Raw genomic sequence first — 17,506 nt, forward strand, 5'->3', positions numbered from 1 at the left:
GCCACGCCGCCCCGCGCCCGTTCGGCCGCCCCTCCCGGCCTCCCACTCGAAGGCCGTAGGCTGGGGCGCACCATGACTGCGCCTTTCGCTGCCGATGCCCGCACCCCCGTCGAGCTGCTGCACGCATTCCTGCGCGGCGGCACCCCTTCGGTCGATCCCGCGGCCCCGCTGGTCACCTTCTACGACGACGCCACCGGCGAACGGGTGGAGCTGTCCGCCCGGACCTTCGACAACTGGGTCGCCAAGACCGCCAACCTCCTACAGGACGAGCTGAACGCCGGCCCGGGCGACCGGGCCGCCCTGCTGCTGCCCGCCCACTGGCAGAGCGCCGTCTGGCTGCTCGCCTGCTGGTCGGTGGGGGTGGCGGCGGTGCCGGGCGGCGACCCGGCCACCACGGACCTGGTCGTCAGCGGCCCGGACGGACTCGCGGCCGCCCAGGCCTGCGAGGGCGAGCGGGTGGCGCTCGCCCTGCGTCCGCTCGGCGGCCGCTTCCCGCAGCGCCCGGACGGCTTCCTCGACTACGCCGCCGAGGTGCCCGGCCAGGGCGACCGCTTCGCCCCGTACTCCCCCGTCGCCCCGGAGGGGCAGGCACTGGAGACCCTGGTGGACGGGCTGCCGCTGAAGCTGACGGGCGAACAGACCGTCGCACTGGCCCGGGAAGGCGCGGTCCGCCTCGGCGTGAAGCCCGGCGACCGGGTGCTGTCCACCCTCTCGTACGACGACTGGGCGGGCCTGGAGGCCGGCCTGCTGGCGCCGCTGGCGGCCGGCGCCTCGGTGGTGCTGTGCCGCAACTCGCAGGCGCTGGACGCCGAGCAGTGGGAGAAGCGGATCGACTCCGAACGGGTGACACTGCGCCTCGGGTGACCCCCAGGCCCCGGCCGGGCGGGTAGGGATCCCTGCCATGGCCGAGGACGACACCGAGCACCCCCCGACCGACACTCCCCCGACGGACGGCCCGCCCGCGGACCGTCCCCCCGCGGACGCCTCCCCGGGCGGGGCCGGACGCCCGCGCAGACGCCGGCGGTGGCTGATGATCACCGCCGGCGTCGTCGCGTTCCTGCTGGTCGCCACCGGGGTGCTGCTCTACGTCGCCTACCGCAAGCTGGACGGCAACATCCGGACCGACTCGGCCACCGACCGGCTGCTCGCCAAGCTGGAGGCCGAACGGCCGAGCCGCACCGCCGGCGCGCGGGGCGCCGAGAACATCCTGCTGATCGGCAGCGACGACCGCTCCGGCTCGAACGGCTCCTACGGCGGCGAGGCGGGCACCCAGCGCTCGGACACCACGATCCTGCTGCACCTGGCCGCCGACCGGAAGCACGCGACGGCGGTCTCCGTCCCGCGCGACGTCATGGTCAGCGTGCCCGCCTGCGAGAAGCCGGACGGCACCCGCAGCAAGCCCGCGCTGATGCAGTTCAACTGGGCGTTCGAGACGGGCGGCCCGGCCTGCTCGATCCGCACCGTCGAGCAGCTGAGCGGCATCCGGATCGACCACTACGTGATCGTCGACTTCAGCGGCTTCAAGACGATCGTGGACGCGATCGGCGGGGTCGACGTGTGCGTGCCGCAGCCGATCCACGACAAGGACGCCAGGCTCGACCTGCCCGCCGGGCGGCAGACCCTGCACGGCGAGCAGGCGCTCGGCTACGTCCGGGCCCGGGAGAGCCTGGGGGACGGCAGCGACACCCAGCGGATGGGCCGTCAGCAGCAGTTCCTGGCCTCGCTGATCCGCAAGGTGGAGTCGCAGGGGGTACTGCTGAACCCGGCCCGGCTGTGGCCGGTGCTGGACGCGGCGACCTCCTCGGTCCGGGCGGACGGCGGGCTGTCCTCGCTCGGCGCGCTGTACGACCTCACCCAGGACCTGCGCGGCATCCCCACGCCCAACGTGGTCTTCCTGACCGCGCCGCGCCGCCCGTACCGCTACGACTCGGACCGGGACGAGTTCGTGCAGCCACAGACCGGCCAGCTGTTCACGGCGCTGCGGGACGACCGGCCGGTCTCCGTCCGGCCGCCCGGGTCGACGCCGTCCACGGGCGCGGACGCGGGCGCCGGGGCGAGCCCGGGTGCGACCCCCGGCGCCGGCTCCGCCGAGGCGGCGACGGCGGCGTCGCCCTCGGCCACCGCCTCGCCCACCTTCGAGGGGCGCACCGCCGACGTGGACGCCTGCGCGCAGCACTGACCGGGCCGCGCGGCCGTCCGGAACCCGGCCGCGCGGAGCCGCCGGTCGGCGCGGGTACGTCCGGCGAATGCCCTGCAAATGTCCGGCGGCGAACGGAATTTACCTCCACTTTGTTCAAACATGATGCAGATCACAGCAGGAACCATTCCCCCGTTCGACTCGTCTACTGTGTTCCGGATCGGCCCGTCAGAACGGGCGGGCCGGAGCCGTGACCGGTCGAACGTAGGGAACCCCCGTGCACGAGGAGCAACCGGAAACCGGCCGGTACCGCGTGGACCCGGCCCCCGGTGTCCCCCGGCAGCGCCGCCGGAACGCCGGAACGCCCGAGGCGCCGGCCGGCGAGGGCCGCCGGGACAGCCGGCGGCGGGCCGCCGCCCTCGCCAAGCGGCAGCGGCGGCGCCGGGCGCTCAAGTGGACCGCCGGCGCCGGCGCCCTGGTGATGGTCGCGGGCTGCGGCGGGGCGTACTACCTGTACCGGCACTTCAACAGCAATCTGACCTCCGTCAAGGTCCAGCTGGGCGACGAGGCGGAGCGCCCCAAGGCCGCCGGGGAGGCGCTGAACGTCCTGGTGATCGGCACCGACAGCCGGGCCGGCCTCGGCCGCGAGTACGGCGACGAGGGCAGCACCGGACACGCCGACACCACCCTGCTGTTCCACATCTCCAAGGACCGCTCCAACGCGACGGTGGTCAGCTTCCCGCGCGACCTCATGGTGCCGATCCCGGAGTGCCAGACCCCCCAGGGCAAGAAGATCCCGGGCTCGGCGCGGGACATGTTCAACAACAGCCTCGGCCAGGGCGGGCGCGACGCCGGCTGCACCTGGAAGACCATCGAGAAGAACACCGGGATCCGGGTCGACCACTTCATCCAGGTCAACTTCGAGGCGGTGAAGACGCTCTCCACCGCGGTCGGCGGGGTCGAGGTGTGCGCCGCCAAGGACATCAACGACTCGGACTCCCACCTCAAGATGGCCAAGGGCCGGCACGTCGTCCAGGGCGAGGAGGCGCTGGCCTTCGTCCGCACCCGGCACGCCGTCGGCTTCGGCGGTGACCTCAGCCGGATCCCGCTGCAGCAGCAGTTCATCAGCTCGATGATCCGCAAGATCAAGAGCGACGACACCCTGACCAGCCCGACCAAGCTCTACAAGCTCGCGGACGCCGCCACCAAGGCGCTCACCGTGGACGACGGCATCGGCAGCGTGGAGAAGCTCAAGAACCTCGCGCAGGACATCAGCAAGGTGGACACCAAGAACATCACCTTCGCCACCGCGCCCGTCCTGGAGGACCCCAAGGACAAGGACCGGGTCATCTTCAAGCAGCCGGACGCCCAACAGGTGTTCGCGATGGTCGCCGGCGACCGCTCGCTGACCGAGACCGCCGCCCCGCCCGCCCCCGACGGCGCCGCCTCCGCCGCGCCGGCGGCACCGACCGCCACCGCCCCGGCGGTGGACACCAAGGACGTCCAGGTCACGGTCCGCAACGGCAGCGGGAAGCGCGGGCTGTCCGGGCCGACCGTCGACAAGCTCCGGACGAAGGGCTTCGCCAAGGCCGCGGTCGGCACCGACGCCCCGGTCGCGGCGGGCACCACGGTCTCCTACCAGGCCGGCCAGGAGGCCGCGGCCGGAGCCCTGGCCGCCGCCCTCGGCCTGCCGGCCGACGCCGTCCGGCCGGCCGCGAAGGCGGACCCGAAGGCCGGGCTGCAGCTGGTGCTCGGCAAGGACGCCCTGACCGCTTCCTCCACCGCGGAGGGGGCGCCGACCGAGGCGCCCGAGGACCTCCAGCGGGTGCAGGCGGACGACACCGACCTCTGCGCCAAGTAGCCCCCGGCCGGGGAGCGGGAACGCTACGCCCGCACGCGGACGGCCGCGGCCGGTAGTGGCCGCCGCGCGGGCGGCGGGGGCCGACGGCGGCCGGTGCACCGGCAGCTGGTCCCGCGGCCCGACGAGGCCCGGCCCGCCCGGCCGTCGACGCCCGCGCCCGGCTCGGCCCTCCACACGGCTCCGCCGCCCCCGCGAGCGGCGGAGACGGCGGAGACGGCGGTCGCGACGGGGCGTCAGCCGGTCTTGGAGAGCACGTCCTCGGCGGACGGGCCGACGCTGGCGATCACCCGGCGCGCCAGCGAACGCGGCGAGGTGAGGAAGCCGAAGCCCCAGCTGAGATGCATGGTCGCGAACGCCACCGGGAGCATCGCCCTGGCCTTGGCGGACAGGCCGCGGCCCTCGGTCACGGCGCCGCCGACGATGCCCAGCAGGTAGGCGCCGGGCACCGCGAGGAAGGCCGGGTGGACGGCGGCGCCGAGCACCAGCCCGAGGGTGACCGCCAGCAGCGCGGACGGCGGGGCGAGGTAGCGCAGGTTGACCGAGCCGCGGTGGTAGCGGGTGACGACCCGGCGCCAGCGACCGTAGTCCTTGTACTGCTTGGCCAGCGCCCGCACCGAGGGCCGGGGGCGGTAGGTCACCTTGAGCTGCGGGGTGAACCAGACCAGGCCGCCGTCCTGGCGGATGCGGTAGTTCAGCTCCCAGTCCTGGGCGCGGATGAACTCCTCGTTGTACCCGCCGAGCTTCTCCAGCACCTCGCGCCGGAACACCCCGAGGTAGACGGTGTCCGCCGGGCCGGCCAGGCCTCCGGTGTGGAAGGCGGCGTTGCCGACGCCGAGCTTGGAGGTCATCGCGGCGGCGACCGCGTTCTCCCACTCGGTCTCGCCCTCGGCGTGCATGATGCCGCCGACGTTCGCGGCCTCCATCTCGCCGAGCAGCCGGACCGCGGTCGCGATGTAGCCGGGGGTGAGCAGGCCGTGGCCGTCCACGCGCACCACTATCGGATGGCGGGAGCCCCGGATCGCGGCGTTCAGCCCGGCGGGCGTCCGGCCGGTGGGGTTCGCCACCGTCCGCACCCGCGGGTCCTCGGCGACCAGCTCGGCGGCGATCTCGTCGGTGCGGTCGCGGGACGGGCCGAGCGCGATCACCACCTCCATCGGCCCCGGGTACTCCTGGTCCAGGATGCGCCGGACGGCCGTGCGCAGGTGACGTTCCTCGTTGAGCACCGGCATGATCACGGAGACAGCCGGCAGCTCCTCAGCAGCCTTGGTGTTCATCGGGGCCCACCGTACCGGTGCGGACGCGTCCTCGTCTCGTCCCGGTCCGGGCCGCCGCGCGCCCCTCGCGCCCCCGCGCCGGGACTGTGATCAAGAACACGTGCCCGCCCGGCGGCGCGGGCCCGGACGGGGTGGTTCCGGCGCCCCTGCGACACGGGTCCGGTACGGGTTCAGAGTGCGTAGTGGGCCACGGTGAACACCGCGTAGCCGACCAGCGAGAGCCGGTTCACCAGGTGCTGCGGGCCGCCCAGCCGGTCCGGCAGGACGCGGTCCGGGCGCAGGTCGGGCCGGTGGGCGGCGGTGGCCACCGTCCGGGCGAGCGCCACCGGGTCGTACCGGTCGCCGAAGTGGCCGGCCAGCCAGACCGCGGGGCGGCTGGCGACGGAGAACTCCCTGCCGTCGCGCAGCCGGATGGTGAGCAGGTTCCGGTGGACCGCGGCCGCGTTGATCTCCGCCCAGCGGAAGCTGCGGGTGCGCAGCGCGGTGGCGACCCGCAGGCCGTGGCGGTCGGCCACCATCTGCCAGGACAGCGTCTGGGCGCAGGCGAGGATCGCCGTCGAACCGATCCACAGCGGGCGGACCAGGTTCTCCCACCAGCCGTCGTCGTCGAGCAGCACCACGGCGGCGGCGACCAGCAGCGCCGCCACCGGCCCGGCGGCCGCCCGCAGCGGCGTCGGCATCTCCCAGCGGCGGGCGGCCACCGGCGCGGTGCCCGGGCCGGCCGCGGGGGCGGCGGCCACCGTCTCGGCGGTCAACGCGGCGACGGCGAGTTCGCGCTCGCGGTAGCGCTCGGTGCGGCGGCTGAGCCGCGGGGCCCGGGCGGCGGGGGCGACCACGGCCGCCACCCAGTGCGGGTCTCCGTGCAACAGGCCGGGGCGGACGAGGAGTTGGTGGTCGATGCCGTCGGGGCCGCGGTACAGCACGGCGGGCACGCTGCGGCCGGCCCGGGCCAGCAGCGCGGCGGCCTCGGCGGGGGTCGCGCGGTCGAAGACCTCGTCGTCGTCCGCGTCGTCCTCGTAGTCGTCGTAGTCGTCGTAGTCGTCTTCGTCCTCCGCCCTGTCGTCCTCGTGGCCGCGCAGCAGGTCGGGGTAGTCGGCTTCCTCGCCGGCGGTCTTGTGGAACTCCGGCACCCAGGCCGGTCCCGCCTCGTCCGGGGCGCCTGCGGCGGCCCAGCGGTAGCGGTCGCGCTCGACCAGGCGCCACAGCCCCGGCCCGTCCGGCGGGCCGTCCAGCGGCTGGACCAGCAGGTCGCCGCGGGCGTCGGCGCGGACCCGGACGGCGAGCGCGGGGGCGGACCCCTCGAAGGCCGGTCGGGCGCGGCGGGCGCGGCCGACGGCGGCCGTGCCGAGCAGCACCAGGCCGGGCAGGGCGATCAGACCGCCGGCGCTCAGTTGGCCGGAGACGTCGTAGTCGTCGCCGAGGGCGCGGACGGAGTCGCCGTCCACCAGCAGCGGGACGGTCTCGCCGGGCTGCGGCTGCCGCTGCCACCAGACGTCCAGGGCGGCGGTGCGCTCGGGGCCGCCGCCGGGCGGCTGGAAGCGGACGGTCAGCACGTCGTCCCGGTCGGTCGTGCCCGCGGTGCCGGTCACCCGGACGGACCGGTCGGCGGCCGCGTCCGCCCGGGCCTGCGCCCAGAACCCGTACAGCGGGAAGGCCGCGGCGACGACGAGCAGCAGGACGCCGAGGGTGCGGCTCAGCGCGGGCGGGGTGTCGCGGTGGACGGGCGGGTGCGTGCCGGCGGCCGTCCAGGGGAAGGGGACGGGCGAGGGCCCTCCCGCGGCCGTCCACGGGAAGGGGACGGGCGGGGCCATCAGTTCGTCCAGCTGCTGGCGGGCGCGGCGGCGGCCCGCCTCGGCGCTCAGCAGGACGACGGTGAGCAGCACGTGGAGCAGTACCGCCGACCAGCGGGCGAGCGGGGTGACCAGGCCCTCCGGCAGGTACCAGAGCAGGGCCAGGACCACGGGCGGGACCAGCGCCCGGATCCGGATCCTGGTGGCCAGCAGGACCACCTCGGCCAGGACCGACCAACCGGCCAGCGCCGATCCCCAGGTGTCCCGGCAGACCCCCTGGACGTTGCAGCGGGCGGCGGCGGGCTCCACCGCGGTGGCCAGCACCGCGAACGCGACCGGCAGCAGGGCGAGCCAGCGGCCGTCCAGCCGCCAGGCCGTGCGGGCGACGCGCCAGCGGGCGGCGGCCGCGACGGTGAGGGGCGCGGCGCTGGGCAGTGGCGGGGCGTCCGAGGGGAACATCGGACGATCATCTCAGCCGCCCTGGGGCTGAACGCGCGTCAGGGGCAGCGGGGGCGGTGCCCCGGCGGGCCCGGACGGAGCGGCCCCGCAGAGGGGCCCGGCACGGCACGCGGCAGGGGCCGGGTGCGGTGTGCACCCGGCCCCTGCCCGGTCCCGGTCCGGCGCCCCCCGGCGCCGGATCAGTCCGTCGCGATGGCGGCGAGGACGTTCATCCGTCCGGCCCGGAAGGCCGGGACGAGGGCCGCGACCAGGCCGATCACCACCGAGGAGACCAGGGTGATCGCGATCGTGGTGGTGGGGACGGAGAGCGTCGCGAGGCCCTGGTCCCGCAGGACCCCCTGCACGGCGACGCCCCAGGCGAGGCCCAGCCCGGTGCCGAGGACGGCGCCGAACACCGCGATCACCACGGACTCCAGCCGGATCATCCGGCGCAGCTGGCGGCGGGAGAGCCCGATCGCCCGCAGCAGGCCGATCTCCCGGGTCCGCTCGACCACCGACAGCGCCAGGGTGTTGACGACGCCGAGCACCGCGACCGTGATCGAGAGGGCGACCAGCCCGTAGATCAGGTAGAGCAGGGTGTTGACCTGGGACTGCACCAGTTCCTTGTAGCCGGCCTGGTCCTTGACGGTCAGCTGCGGGTACTCCTTGAGCCCGTCCTGCAGGGCGGTCAGCGTCCTGGCGACGTCCGCACCGGAGGAGGCCTTGGCGAAGAAGGTCCACACCGGCGGCTGTTCGGCGGCCGGGACCACCTCGGCCATGGTGTCCATGGCGACGAAGGAACCGTCGCCGAACAGCTCGCCCTTGGCGAAGACCGCGCCGACCGGCAGCTCCTGGGTGCGGCCCTTGCCGTAGTCGACGGTCACCCGGTCGCCGACCTTCAGGCCGTGCGCCTTGGCGAAGGCCTCGCCGATGCCCAGCGAGCCGCGCCCGATCGAGTCCACCGCGCCGGACTTGACGGTCGGCCGGAAGTCGGTGGCGAAGAAGGCGGGCGGTACGGCGGTCAGGTCGGTCTTCGCCTTCTGCCCGTCGGACAGCTGGACCTTGGCGGCCTGGAAGCCCTTCTGGGTGGTGACGTGGTCGATGCCCGGGGTCCGGCGCACGATGTCCAGCATCTCCGGGGTGACCTCGGTGCGGCCGCCGGCGATGATGTAGTCCACGCCGACCGACTTGTCGATCTGCGCACTGGCCGAGGTGACCGCCGAGGAGCTGAACACCGCGGAGGCGATCACCAGCGCCAGGCCGATCATCAGCGCGGCGGCGGTGGCACCGGTACGGCGCGGGTTGCGCATCGCGTTGCGCTGGGCCAGCTTGCCGGACGGCCCGAACACGGCCGGCAGCACCGCGCCGAGCACCCGGACGATGGCCGAGGCCAGCAGCGGGCCGAGCACCACGAAGCCGACCAGGGTGAGCACCACGCCCAGGCCCAGGTACTGCCCGCCGGTGGCCGCCTTCTCCGACCGCGCGCCGAGCACCAGCAGCGCGCCGCCGCCCGCCGTCAGCAGCAGGCCGACCGCCGTGCGGACCGCGTTGGCGCGGCCCTCGGCCGGGGTGCCGTGGTCGCGCAGGGCGGCCATCGGCGAGATCCGGCTGGCCCGGCGGGCCGGGAACCAGGCCGCGACCAGGGTGACCACGATGCCGAGCGCGTAGCCGGCGACGAACACGTCCGGCCCGATCTGCAGGTCGGCCGCCTTGAGGTCCATGCCGATCGCGTTCATCAGCTTGATCAGGCCGACCGCGACCCCCAGGCCGGCCGCGACCCCGAGGGTCGAGCCGAGCACGCCCAGGATCAGCGCCTCGACCAGCACCGAGCGGTTGACCTGCCGGCGGCTGCCGCCGACGGCGCGCAGCAGCCCGATCTCCCGGGTGCGCTGGGCGACCAGCATCGAGAAGGTGTTGATGATCAGGAACCCGCCGACGATCGCCGAGACGAAGGCGAAGCCGAGCATCGCGTACTTCATGAAGTCGAGGCCGCTGCCGACCTGCTTGGCGTTCTCGTCCTTCTGCTCGGCCGCGGTCTTGACCTGGTAGTCGCCGCCGATCTTGGCCGCCGCCGCAGCCTTGAGCTGGTCGTTGCTGCGGCTGCCGTCGCCGAAGGCCTCGACGGAGGTGTAGGCCGGCTCGCCGAGCAGCAGCTGCTGGGCGGTCGGGGTGTCCAGGAAGCCGAGCGCCGCGCCCGGGTTGGTGGCGGTGAAGGTGGCGATGCCGACGACGGTGAAGTCGTGCTTGCCGCCGGAGTTCTCGACCCGGACCTTGGCGCCGAGGCCGAGCTTGGCCTTCTTCGCGGTGTCCGCGTCCAGCACCAGCTCGCCGGAGTTCTGCGGCGCGTGGCCGGAGGTGATGGTGAGCGGGTTGCGCGGGGTGTCGGTCCAGTTGCCGAGCAGGGTGGGCGCGCCGCTGGTCGGGCCGACCAGCTTGTTGGTGGCCGGGTCGACCAGGATCGCGTTCCCGACCATGACCTGGCCGACGGCCTTCTTCACGCCGGGCACCGCGGCGACCTGGTCGGCGAGCGCGACCGGGACCGTCGGCGGCTTGACGGCGGCCTGCTGGTCGTCGTCCTCGGCCGGCTTGGGCGGCTGGACCGAGACGTCGGAGGCGGTCGCGGCGAAGAGCTTGTCGAAGGTGCTGGTGGCGGTGTTGGAGAACACCAGGGTGCCGGAGACGAAGGCCACCGACAGCACGACGGCGATGAGCGAGAGCGCCATCCGGCCCTTGTGGGCGAAGAAGCTCCGCAGTGAGGTCTTGAGCAGCATGGTCGTCGTCCCGCCGCTCAGCTGGTGCGCTTGCCGTCGAAACGGCGCATGCGTTCGAGGACGGAGTCGGCGGTGGGCGCGTGCATCTCGTCGACGAGCACGCCGTCGGCGAGGAAGAGCACGCGGTCCGCATAGCCGGCGGCGACCGGGTCGTGGGTGACCATCACCATGGTCTGGCCCAGCTCGTCCACCGAGCGGCGCAGGAAGGTCAGCACCTCGGCGCCGGCCCGGGAGTCCAGGTTCCCGGTGGGCTCGTCACCGAAGATGATCTCGGGGCGGGCGGCCAGCGCCCGGGCCACTGCGACGCGCTGCTGCTGGCCGCCGGAGAGCTGGGTCGGACGGTGCTTCAGCCGGCCGGCCAGGCCGACGGTCTCCACCACCTGGTCCAGCCAGGCCTGGTCGGGCTTGCGGCCCGCGATGTCCATCGGCAGCGTGATGTTCTCCAGCGCGTTCAGGGTCGGCAGCAGGTTGAACGCCTGGAAGATGAAGCCGATCTTGTCCCGGCGCAGTCTGGTCAGCTGCTTGTCCTTGAGGCCGGTGATCTCGGTGTCGCCGATCCAGATCCGCCCGCCGCTGACCGTGTCGAGCCCGGCCAGGCAGTGCATCAGGGTCGACTTGCCGGAGCCCGACGGGCCCATGATCGCGGTGAAGCGGCCGCGCTGGATGTCGACGTCGACCGCGTCGAGCGCGGTCACCTTGGTCTCGCCCGAGCCGTACGCCTTGGTGACCTGACGGGCCGAAGCGGCGACGGCGGGGGCTCCGCCGGGAAGCTGGGGGTCGTACACGGCTGCTGCTGCCGTCGTCACTGGAGTCTCCTAAGAAGATGCGCTCACCCGTTGCCCCAGCCTCACGGGTCCGCCCGCCTGGCGACATGGTGCCAGCGGTAGTCCTCGACCGGGAGTCAGCCCCACCCTCCCGGTGGACCGGGCTGCCGGACCCGACCGGATCGGGCCGCTTCCTGGCGGGCGGGGATGTGTGAACCACGTTAGGAGCGGACGGCGGACGGCTCGTCATCCGACGGAATGAAGCGGCTCAACCAAGGTTCTACGGGGCGCGGCGCGCCTCCCCCTAGGGGTCGCCACGGCCCGTATCGGGGACGCCCCGTACGGGCCGCGGCGCTGGTCACCGACCGGTCACCGACCGGTCGGCGCCGACCGGCGGCCGGTCAGCAGCCGCTCAGCGCCGGAGCGGACAGCCGCTCCAGGGCCGTGGCGAAGCCCTCGACGACCGGGGTCAGCAGGCTCTCGGTCTCGCGCTCCAGCAGGGTCGTGCCGTCCTCCCGGGCGGTGACGTGGCGGTCGAGCACGAACCAGCCCTGCGTGATGTGGCCGGCACCCATCGAGCTGAGCACCGGACGCAGCGCGTAGTCCACCGCGAGGACGTGCGCGGACGAGCCGCCGGTGGCCAGCGGCAGGACGGTCTTGCCCGCGAGCGCGTACTGCGGGAGCACGTCCAGCAGGGCTTTCAGCAGGCCCGAGTAGGCGGCCTTGTAGACGGGGGTGCCGATGACGACGCCGTCGGCACGGGCGAACAGCTCGGTGACGGCGACGATCTCGGGGTGGTCGAAGTCACCCGACAGCAGGGCGTGCGCGGGCAGGCTGCGGGCCTCGAAGGGGACGACGTGGTGGCCGCGGTCCGCCAGCCGCGCGTCGACGTGGCGCAGCAGGCGGGTGGTGCGGGAGGTGGCGGACGGGGAGCCGGAAACGGACAGGACGACGGCCATGGGTTCACCTCTGGCTGGAAGCGGGGCGGCGCTGCGCAGCGGGGGAAGGCGCTGCGGCGGGGTCACCGGGGTGGGGCCGGTGCCGGGGGCGCTACGTCGGTGGACGTGCGGGTTTCGACGGGCGCGCGTCAGCCGCGACAGAGCGAACAGGCCACACCGCGCCGCAGGTCGACGTACCGCCGACGCGTGAGTGCAGGCTGATCCATGTCCGAAATGCAAACACGCCGTGTTCGAGCCGGTCAAGAAACGTTTCAGCCTCCGGAACGCCGGGTGTCCGAACGTTACGGAGGGCCGCGCGGGCTCTGCGGAGGGCCGCGCGGGCTCTGCCGAGGGCCGCGCGGGCTCTGCCGAGGGCCGTGTGGGCTTTGCCGAGGGGCTCTGCGGACCTTGCGGCGGAACGATCCGGTGCGTGCATCAAAACGGCTACAAGAGGCCCGGTGGGCCCCCCGGGGGGAGTCAGCCCCACCGGGGTCGGGCATCCTCGACGGCATGAACACGTGGCAGGAGGGCCGCCCGGGGGGCGGCGGGAACCCGTACGGCGGCACCGGGGGCGGCGGCTCGGCGGCCGAGCCGCCGCTGCCGGCCTCGCTGAACCCGCGCGGCCCGGGGTCGTCCGCGCCCGCGCAGCCGGCGCAGCCGGGGCCGTCCCGGCTCGGCGGCGTCCCGCAGCAGGGGACCGGCGCGCCGGGCACCCGGCCCGGCGGCCCGACCGGTCCCGGGCACCCGGACGGGCCGAGTGGTCCCGGCGGCCCCGGAGGCCCCGGTGGCCCGGGCGGGCCCGGCAGTGCCCGGCCGGCCGGTGCGCGGGCCGGGCGCTGGCCGCGGCGGCGGATCGTCAAGTGGTCGGTGTTCGGTCTGCTGATCGCCGTCATGGTGACCGCCGTCTCGACCTGGTTCTGGGCCGACTCCAAGCTCAACCACGAGAACGTGCTCGCCGACTACCCGGGCCGCCCGGCCGCGGGCAAGGGCACCAACTGGCTGATCGTCGGCTCCGACAGCCGCCAGGGCCTCACCGACTCCGAGCAGGACGACCTGCACACCGGGCACGACACCGAGGGCAAGCGCAGCGACTCGATGATGATCCTGCACGTCGGGGACAACGGGAACACCCTGATGAGCATCCCGCGCGACTCCTGGGTGCCGATCCCCGAGCACGCGGGCAGCAACGGCAAGCCGGTCAAGGGCACCTCCGCGAAGATCAACTCGGCCTTCGGTGCCGGGGGCGGCCGCCTGCTCGTCCAGACCGTCGAGCAGAACACCGGCATCCGCATCGACCACTACGCGGAGATCGGCTTCGCCGGCTTCGTCGGCGTCGTCGACTCGATCGGCGGCGTCGAGATGAAGATCGACCAGCCCGTCAAGGACAAGGACTCCGGCCTCGACCTGCAGGCCGGCGACCAGACCCTCACCGGCAAGCAGGCCCTGGCCTTCGTCCGCCAGCGCCACCAGATGGCCGACCAGGACCTCGGCCGGATGCGCAACCAGCAGAAGTTCCTCGGCGCCCTCGCCCACCAGGCCGCCTCCCCGGGCAACCTGCTCGACCCGTTCACCTTCTACCCGCTGGTCGACTCGGCGCTCGGCACCCTGATCGTCGACGACGACTGCGGACTGACCGACCTCGGCTCGCTCTTCCTCGCCATGAAGGACGTCAACGGCGGCAGCGGCAAGAGCATCACCGTGCCGATCGGCAACCCGGACTACCGGACCAAGACCGGCGAGTCCGCCGTGCTGTGGGACGCCAACAAGTCCAAGCAGGTCTTCGACGCCTTCAAGAACGACACCGCGGTGCCGGACGTCAAGTGAGCCACGGCCCGGTGGGCCGACGCCGCCGCCTTCCGGACCACTCGGTCCGGGAGGCGCTCACGTTCCGGCCGCCGTCGGATCGCCGTCGGGCCGCCCCCGGCCGTCTCCCGGATCGGGCCGTCTCCCGGCCGGCGCGGGCCCGGGACTATCCCGGCTCGGACCGGCTGGCGTACGGCAGCAGGCCCGTGCCGCACTCCGGGAAGCGGACCAGCCACTCCCCCTCGCCGCCCGCGGCCTCGGTCGCGCCCGAGTAGCCGTAGTGGATCGGCTGCCCGTCGCCGCCCAGCCAGCGGGCGTGCGCCAGCTGCACCGACAGGGCGGCCGGGCGGTGCGGCGCGGCCTGTTCCAGCACCAGGACGTGCTCGGTCTCACCGGGCCTGAAGATCACCGCGGTCTCCGTGCTCGGCCGGCGGGAGAAGACGCGCGCGCCGTCCGTCCAGTACGCGGCGACCGTCACGGCGAGCGTGCCGTCCAGGCTGCCGGTGTCCGGCCGGACGTACTCCTCGTCGGCGACCCAGCGCGCGTGGTGGCGGGTCTCCTCCTCGTCCCGGCGCTCGTCCCAGCGCACCCAGTAGCCCGCGACCCGTTTGACGGTCATGCCCTCGCGGACGACCCGGACCGCGAACCGGGCCGGGCCGACCGCTTCGAAGGAGGCCGCCGGTTCGCCGGAAACCGGTTCGCAGGAGGCCAGGGAGACCACCGTCACCTGCTCGTACGTCACCTCGCCGTCGTCGGCGCTCTGCTCGATCATCGGTGAACCACCTTGCCGGAAAGTCGAGTTCGGTCGCGGCACGACCCGCTTGCGAGGAGCGTAGGACGACGGCGACGACGGCCGGTGGATTGACCGGTTCCGCCCCCGCACGGTCGCGCGCCCGGCTACCCTGCCCCTCCCGCGTCCCGGCCCGACCACCCGCCCGTCCACGACCTCGCCCGCACCCGCGCCGGTCCGGTCCGGCTCGGCTCGGCTCGGCTCGGCCTCAGCCTCAGCCTGGCAGCCGGTCGAGCGCGATGCCGAAGTGCTCCCGGTAGGCGGTCAGCGTCTCGGAGGCCGTGAGCTGCCGCTCGGAGCGGGTGCCGTCGGGCGCGGTGCGGATGAGCCGGGTGGCGCTGAGCGTGGTCCGGCCGCCGTCCTCGGTGAGGACGGAGCAGGTGGTCGAGCGGGTGAAGTGCGAGTCCGGCGAGGTGCTCTGCCACCAGCAGGTCGGGGCGAAGTCCGCGAGCGGGTACGGCCGCGGGTCCAGGCGGTACTGCGGGGCGCCGTCCATCCGAACGTCCAGCTCGCCGTGGGCGCCGTACGGGACCACGGTGAACGTGCCGTGCGGGTCGGACTGCGGGCCCCGCTCGTCGAGGCGCAGCGGGAGCCGGCTGAACCGGCCGAACCCGACGTCCGCCAGCCAGGGCTCGTCCAGGTCGACCCGCAGCGCGAGGTGGTCGAACGGGGGGCCGGGGCGTTCCCCGTCGAAGACCCGGCCGGCCAGCAGGCTCACCCGGTAGCCCAGGGAGCGCAGCAACTCGGCGAACGCACCGTTCAGTTCGTAGCAGAACCCGCCGCGCCGCCGGTCCACCAGCTTGGCCACCAGGGCCGCCGGGTCCAGGACGACGGGCTCGCCGAGGTGGATGCTCAGGTTCTCGAAGGGGACGGCTCGGAGGTGGGCCTGCTGCAGCCGCGCCAGTTCCCGCGCCGAGGGCTCCCCGGGGTCCGGCACGCCGATCCGCTCCAGGTAGGCCGTCCGCGCCGCGGGCGCCAGTTCCTCGTACGCCTTGTCGTGGTCCATCCGCCCATTCCAGCCGGGCCGGGGGCACCGGGCCAATCGGTCCTTGGGCTTAGGTCCCGTCACCCCGGGCGGGCGGGCGGCCGGAAGCGCCACCGCCCCGGAGTGGGAAGTCGGCGGATCCGACGTCCCACTCCGGGGCGGTACGCGTGCCGGGGGCAGCGTTGACTACTTGACCTCGCCGGACTTGGCGATCTTGATCGTGGCCGAGGTGCGGCCGCTCTGCGAGCCGAGCGACTCGATCTTCTTCACCAGGTCAATGCCCTCGACGACCTCGCCGAAGACGACGTGCTTGCCGTCCAGCCAGTCGGTCACGATGGTGGTGATGAAGAACTGCGAGCCGTTGGTGTTGCGGCCGGCGTTGGCCATCGACAGCAGGCCCGGGCGGTCGTGCTTCAGCTGGAAGTTCTCGTCCGCGAACTTCTCGCCGTAGATGCTCTTGCCGCCGGTGCCGTTGTGGTTGGTGAAGTCACCGCCCTGCAGCATGAAGGACGGGATCACGCGGTGGAAGCCGGAGCCCTCGTAGCCGAAGCCGTTCTGGCCGGTGGCCAGCTCGCGGAAGTTCTGGGCCGTCTTCGGGACGACCTCGTCGAACAGCTTGAAAACGATACGGCCGGCCGGCTCGTCGTTGATGGTGATGTCGAAGAAAACGTTGGAACTCATGCAGGGATCATGGCACGAGCGGCCCGCTCCCGCGCGGTACCCCCGGAAAGGAGCGGGCCGGGGACGCCGTGTTATCCGGCCCGCCGGCCCGCCAGCGCCGGGTAGTCGGTGTACCCCTCGACTCCCCCGGTGTACATCAGCCCGTCACGGAGCGGATTGAGCGGCGCACCCGTGCGCAGGCGCTCGACCAGGTCGGGGTTGGCGAGGAAACCGCGGCCGAAGGAGATCAGGTCCGCGCCCGCCGCCAGCAGCCGCCCGGCCGCGGCCAGGCCGCCGTCCTCGGGCAGCGGCCCGCCCCAGCCGAGCGCCGGGTTGGCGATCAGGGTCCCCGGCCAGGCCTTGCGGAGCTCCCGGAAGACGGCGTCCTGCGGGTCGGCGAAGACCACGTGCAGGTAGGCGAGGCCGTCGTCGGCGAGCTCGCCGGTCAGTGCCCGGTAGATCTCCGCGGTGTCCCCCTCCTCCATGCCCTGGCCGGTGAAGCCGGGCGAGACCCGCAGGCCCACCCGCTCGGGCCCGATCTCGGCCGCGACCGCCCGGACCACCTCGACCACGAAGCGGATCCGGTTGGCCACCGGGCCGCCGTACGCGTCGGTGCGCCGGTTGGTGTTCCGGGCGAGGAACTGGTGCAGCAGGTAGCCGTTGGCGCCGTGCACCTCGACCCCGGCGAAGCCCGCCTCGACGGCGTTGCGGGCGGCGGACGCGAAGTCGGCCACGGTCTGCCGGATCTCCGCCGCGGTGAGCTCCCTCGGGACGACGGCCTCCCGGTGCCCGCTCGGCGTGTGGACGGTCCCGGGCAGGGCGACCGGGGAGGGCGCGACCGGGTGCAGGCCGCTGTTCTCCGGGTGGCCGATCCGGCCGCCGTGCTGGAGCTGCAGGAACATCCGGCCGCCGGCCGCGGCGACCGCACCGGTCACGGTGCGCCAGCCGGCCACGTGCTCGGGGGCGTGGACGGCGGGGATGTCGGCGTACGTCCGGCCGACCCGGTTGGGGGTGGTGGCCTCGGCGACGATCAGCCCCGCACCGGCGCGCTGCGCGTAGTACTCGGCCATGACCGGCTGCGGAACACCGTCGGCGCCGGCCCGGGTGCGGGTCATCGGGGCCATCACCAGGCGGTTGGGGAGGCGCAGCGGGCCCAGGTCGGCGGGCTGGAAGAGGCCGGCGGTCTCGGTGTTCGTCGTCATGCCGGAACCGTAGAAGCTAACATCGATGTCAGGTTCAAGGCCCTGCGAGGCGACGCCCCTCCGGGGCAGGACCCCCTCGGGCCACGGAACGTC

At 74.0% G+C, this 17,506-nt stretch carries 13 protein-coding genes; 4 read left to right on the forward strand and 9 right to left on the reverse strand.

Features of this window, described 5'->3' with window-relative positions; all coding sequences use genetic code 11:
* The first annotated feature begins 72 nt into the window (after window positions 1–72).
* The 3 genes from ACFV0O_RS21115 to ACFV0O_RS21125 all read left to right on the forward strand — a co-directional run bounded on the left by ACFV0O_RS21115 (window position 73) and on the right by ACFV0O_RS21125 (window position 3,998).
* Window positions 73–864: a TIGR03089 family protein gene (locus ACFV0O_RS21115; RefSeq protein ID WP_380343880.1), complete on the forward strand. Its 792-nt coding sequence runs from the start codon at window positions 73–75 to the stop codon at window positions 862–864.
* Window positions 865–901: 37 nt separating this feature from the next.
* Window positions 902–2,179 (forward strand): LCP family protein, encoded by a 1,278-nt coding sequence (locus tag ACFV0O_RS21120; RefSeq protein WP_380343883.1) that lies wholly within the window; start codon window positions 902–904, stop codon window positions 2,177–2,179.
* 235 nt (window positions 2,180–2,414) lie between these two features.
* Window positions 2,415–3,998 (forward strand): LCP family protein, encoded by a 1,584-nt coding sequence (locus tag ACFV0O_RS21125; RefSeq protein WP_380343886.1) that lies wholly within the window; start codon window positions 2,415–2,417, stop codon window positions 3,996–3,998.
* Window positions 3,999–4,231: 233 nt separating this feature from the next.
* Here ACFV0O_RS21125 and ACFV0O_RS21130 read toward each other — a convergent pair whose 3' ends face one another.
* The 5 genes from ACFV0O_RS21130 to ssuE all read right to left on the reverse strand — a co-directional run bounded on the left by ACFV0O_RS21130 (window position 4,232) and on the right by ssuE (window position 11,994).
* Entirely contained in the window at window positions 4,232–5,272 is a 1,041-nt protein-coding gene (locus tag ACFV0O_RS21130; protein ID WP_360266193.1) for a glycosyltransferase family 2 protein, read from the reverse strand.
* A gap of 170 nt (window positions 5,273–5,442) precedes the next feature.
* On the reverse strand, window positions 5,443–7,521 hold the full coding sequence (locus ACFV0O_RS21135; protein ID WP_380343889.1) for a hypothetical protein: 2,079 nt from the start codon (window positions 7,519–7,521) through the stop codon (window positions 5,443–5,445).
* Window positions 7,522–7,700: 179 nt separating this feature from the next.
* Window positions 7,701–10,271: an ABC transporter permease gene (locus tag ACFV0O_RS21140; protein WP_380343891.1), complete on the reverse strand. Its 2,571-nt coding sequence runs from the start codon at window positions 10,269–10,271 to the stop codon at window positions 7,701–7,703.
* A gap of 17 nt (window positions 10,272–10,288) precedes the next feature.
* Window positions 10,289–11,077, reverse strand: coding sequence for an ABC transporter ATP-binding protein (locus ACFV0O_RS21145; RefSeq protein WP_380343894.1), 789 nt, complete (start codon window positions 11,075–11,077; stop codon window positions 10,289–10,291).
* Between the two features lie 359 nt (window positions 11,078–11,436).
* Window positions 11,437–11,994 (reverse strand): NADPH-dependent FMN reductase, encoded by a 558-nt coding sequence (gene ssuE, locus ACFV0O_RS21150; RefSeq protein WP_360266184.1) that lies wholly within the window; start codon window positions 11,992–11,994, stop codon window positions 11,437–11,439.
* A gap of 489 nt (window positions 11,995–12,483) precedes the next feature.
* Here ssuE and ACFV0O_RS21155 point away from each other — a divergent pair, with 489 nt between their 5' ends.
* Window positions 12,484–13,797, forward strand: a complete 1,314-nt coding sequence (locus ACFV0O_RS21155) for an LCP family protein (protein WP_380343897.1) — start codon at window positions 12,484–12,486, stop codon at window positions 13,795–13,797.
* Window positions 13,798–13,942: 145 nt separating this feature from the next.
* Here the strand turns inward: ACFV0O_RS21155 and ACFV0O_RS21160 are convergent, their stop codons facing one another.
* The 4 genes from ACFV0O_RS21160 to ACFV0O_RS21175 form a co-directional block, all read right to left on the reverse strand.
* Entirely contained in the window at window positions 13,943–14,548 is a 606-nt protein-coding gene (locus ACFV0O_RS21160) for a hypothetical protein (protein WP_380343900.1), read from the reverse strand.
* Between the two features lie 232 nt (window positions 14,549–14,780).
* Window positions 14,781–15,572, reverse strand: a complete 792-nt coding sequence (locus ACFV0O_RS21165) for an arylamine N-acetyltransferase (RefSeq protein WP_380343903.1) — start codon at window positions 15,570–15,572, stop codon at window positions 14,781–14,783.
* A gap of 165 nt (window positions 15,573–15,737) precedes the next feature.
* Complete coding sequence (locus ACFV0O_RS21170) at window positions 15,738–16,232, reverse strand: peptidylprolyl isomerase (protein ID WP_380343906.1); 495 nt, start codon at window positions 16,230–16,232, stop codon at window positions 15,738–15,740.
* Between the two features lie 71 nt (window positions 16,233–16,303).
* Window positions 16,304–17,413 (reverse strand): alkene reductase, encoded by a 1,110-nt coding sequence (locus ACFV0O_RS21175; RefSeq protein WP_380343908.1) that lies wholly within the window; start codon window positions 17,411–17,413, stop codon window positions 16,304–16,306.
* Window positions 17,414–17,506 lie beyond the last annotated feature (93 nt).

The sequence above is a fragment of the Kitasatospora sp. NPDC059577 genome, assembly GCF_042735475.1.
GTDB lineage: Bacteria > Actinomycetota > Actinomycetes > Streptomycetales > Streptomycetaceae > Kitasatospora.

Bases quoted from the DNA above. Each gene is read 5' to 3' on its own strand.
- ACFV0O_RS21120 (WP_380343883.1), top strand. From the start codon at position 902: ATGGCCGAGGACGACACCGAGCACCCCCCGACCGACACTCCCCCGACG.
- ACFV0O_RS21165 (WP_380343903.1), bottom strand. From the start codon at position 15,572: ATGGACCACGACAAGGCGTACGAGGAACTGGCGCCCGCGGCGCGGACG.
- ACFV0O_RS21140 (WP_380343891.1), bottom strand. From the start codon at position 10,271: ATGCTGCTCAAGACCTCACTGCGGAGCTTCTTCGCCCACAAGGGCCGG.
- ACFV0O_RS21175 (WP_380343908.1), bottom strand. From the start codon at position 17,413: ATGACGACGAACACCGAGACCGCCGGCCTCTTCCAGCCCGCCGACCTG.
- ACFV0O_RS21115 (WP_380343880.1), top strand. From the start codon at position 73: ATGACTGCGCCTTTCGCTGCCGATGCCCGCACCCCCGTCGAGCTGCTG.
- ACFV0O_RS21155 (WP_380343897.1), top strand. From the start codon at position 12,484: ATGAACACGTGGCAGGAGGGCCGCCCGGGGGGCGGCGGGAACCCGTAC.
- ssuE (WP_360266184.1), bottom strand. From the start codon at position 11,994: ATGGCCGTCGTCCTGTCCGTTTCCGGCTCCCCGTCCGCCACCTCCCGC.
- ACFV0O_RS21170 (WP_380343906.1), bottom strand. From the start codon at position 16,232: ATGAGTTCCAACGTTTTCTTCGACATCACCATCAACGACGAGCCGGCC.
- ACFV0O_RS21160 (WP_380343900.1), bottom strand. From the start codon at position 14,548: ATGATCGAGCAGAGCGCCGACGACGGCGAGGTGACGTACGAGCAGGTG.
- ACFV0O_RS21135 (WP_380343889.1), bottom strand. From the start codon at position 7,521: ATGTTCCCCTCGGACGCCCCGCCACTGCCCAGCGCCGCGCCCCTCACC.
- ACFV0O_RS21130 (WP_360266193.1), bottom strand. From the start codon at position 5,272: ATGAACACCAAGGCTGCTGAGGAGCTGCCGGCTGTCTCCGTGATCATG.